Origin of the sequence: Nocardia sp. NPDC050408 (assembly GCF_044458905.1) — a bacterium.
Lineage (GTDB): Bacteria > Actinomycetota > Actinomycetes > Mycobacteriales > Mycobacteriaceae > Nocardia.
Genome location: NZ_JBITIL010000055.1, coordinates 1 through 2,505, shown reverse-complemented (window position 1 = coordinate 2,505; position 2,505 = coordinate 1). Strand labels below are relative to the sequence as shown.

Genomic DNA, 2,505 nt, shown 5'->3' with positions numbered 1-2,505 from the left:
GCCGGGTAGGCCGGGCGCATTGCTGCGCCCGGCCCCCCTCAGAACCGGACGTGCACGATTTCCATGCATCCGGCTCAAGCAAGCCCATGGCGGGCTGATGGTGTGCCGTGCTGCCGGGGGTGGCAGCGTGTGTGGATAAGACGGAGTTCGGATTGTTCCGGTGCCCGGTCCCGTAAGGTGATGGCATTCTTGGTGATTGCCTTGCGGGTGGCCGCCAGCCACCGTTCCCATTCAGCGGGGGTTTGTGGCGGGTGGTCGGCGTGTAGGAGTAGTTCGCCGCATCGTGCGCAGCGTCCGTGCTGGGCTTGCAGCAGCCGCAGCCTGGTGCTGTCGATGGGAAGGCGTATTCCTTTGCGCCGCCGGGTTTTCCAGTAGTCGGTGAGGGCAGGATCATCGAGTGATGCTGTGCCCGCGACCATCTGGTGGCGGACAATCCTGGTCCAGGCGAACTTGAGCAGGTAGGCGCCGCTGTCGCGGTCGCCAAACACCCACCGGTCACGCCGGGACTTGTTGAACGCACCGAAGTAGCGGCGGACGATCCACCGTGTCGGCTTGTTCGGATGGGTGTGTCTGGCCCACTTGTAGGTGAGCTTCCACAGGTAGTAATCCAGGTCGTTGAATTCCTCGCTGGATACCACGTTCCGGTAGTAGGCGGCCCACCCCCGGATGATGGGATTGAGCCGTGAAATCACTGCGGCCGCATTGGTTCCCCGCAGGGACCGTATCTCGGTGCGCAGCCGTTCCCGGATCCGTCTCAATGCCGCCCTGCTCGGTTTGATCAGCAGTATGTCGCGGTAGCGGCGGACGTTGAACCCGAGGAAGTCGAAGCCCTCGTCGAGGCAGGTGATGCGTGTCTTGTCCTCATTGAAAGCCAGTCCCCTCGGCGCCAGCCATGCGGCGAGCTGGGCTTTGATCTGCTCGGCCTGCTGCCTGGAGTGACAGAGGGCGACCAGATCGTCGGCATATCTGATCAGCACCGGGGAGTTGCGGTGCGCCGCAGCAGCTTTAGGGCTGATCCGGTCGTATCGGACTCCGGCGGCATGTTCCATCCCGTGCAGGGCCACGTTCAGTAGCAATGGGCTGATCACTCCACCTTGCGGTGTTCCCGCCTCGGTCGCAGTGAACTGCCCTTTCTCGACCACACCCGCTGCCAGCCATCGCCGAATGCGTTGGCGGGCAGGCAGTCCGCCGAGCTGATCGAGCAGGCGGTCGTGGTCGATGCGATCGAACGCCGCGGTCAGGTCGGCGTCGAGCACCCACTGACGGGCCGGATTCGCGCCCTTGGCCACCTGGAAGATGGCCTCGATCGCATCGTGGCAGCCGCGACCCGGCCGAAATCCATAGGACCTCGGCTCGAATCGCGCCTCCCACTCCGGTTCCAGCGCGTTGACCACCCGCGCTTGCAGCACCCGGTCCACGATCACCGGAATACCCAGTGGCCGCCGCTTCCCGTTGGCCTTGGGGATATACACCCGCTTGACCGGCCGGGCCGTCCACGGTTTCGCCTGGCGGTGGACCCACCGCGTCAGTTCCACCTTCTCCGGGCCGGTCGAGATGACCTGCCCGTCGATGCCCGGGGTCTTGCGGCCAGCATTAACCTCCGTCACCCGCCGCACGCTGACCAGCGTGTTGGCGCGGGAACGGAGCATCAGCTTCTGCAGGTTGCGGACCCGCTTGTGGTCGCCCGCCTGCGTCGCCGTGAAGATCCGTTGCCGCAGACTCCGTACGTTGTCCTCGACGGCCCGCCAATCCAGCGCGGCCCAGTCGAATTCGTCGCCCTCGGGTCCGTTCACCATCACAGCTCGCGCCGCTCCGGCGTCCAACTTGTCCGTCGGTTCCAGTGTCGTTGTCAACCAATACCTCACAGGCTCACCTGGCCCGCGTCAGCACCCTTTCAGGGCCGGGCACTCGAGGTCCGGTATCCGGTCGGTTATCCACGATCATCTGGCGGAGGGGCCAGTCATTGCGGTCGTGGTTTCCCGTTGCCTTTCGGCCACCGGCATTCGCTTCTCGGGCCATCCCAATCCCGCTCGGGGAGTTCAGCTTTCCTCACAGTCGGCCTACCGGACAACAGATTCGATGCCCGGACCCCGTCGGGGTTACCACGTTTCACACGCGCGAGATTTGACCGGGGAGGGTGCCTTCTATATCCCGGGGACGGCGGTGCTCTCCCGGCCGGATGCCGTGCCCGACCGGCGCCTGCCACTTCCCAGCAGCCAGCCCCTACTCCCCGCCAACACACATCCCATCGACAGGGCCCTCTTTACGAGACATCAACGAAGGTTCACGCGATTCACCCGTCCGGCCTGCCCCTGGCCCGTGGCCCTCGGATGGAACGAGAACCCTTCGGCGTTTCCCTGAGCTTCGCACCCCGCCGTTACCAGCAGCGCACGTCAGAGCGGGGCCGGGCATCGAGCACGAGCCCGAAACTCACACAGCCGAAACCGAATTCGGCCCTCCTATCTGCGAGTTCACTCGCATCGAGCGACATCGTGTCGCAACGGC

The 2,505-nt window shown here is 65.0% G+C and carries 1 protein-coding gene; it reads right to left on the bottom strand.

Annotation, left to right across the window (positions count from 1 at the left end; genetic code table 11):
• Window positions 1-74 precede the first annotated feature (74 nt).
• Complete coding sequence (gene ltrA / locus ACIBJI_RS42515) at window positions 75-1,853, bottom strand: group II intron reverse transcriptase/maturase (protein ID WP_397088854.1); 1,779 nt, start codon at window positions 1,851-1,853, stop codon at window positions 75-77.
• Window positions 1,854-2,505: the final 652 nt, after the last annotated feature.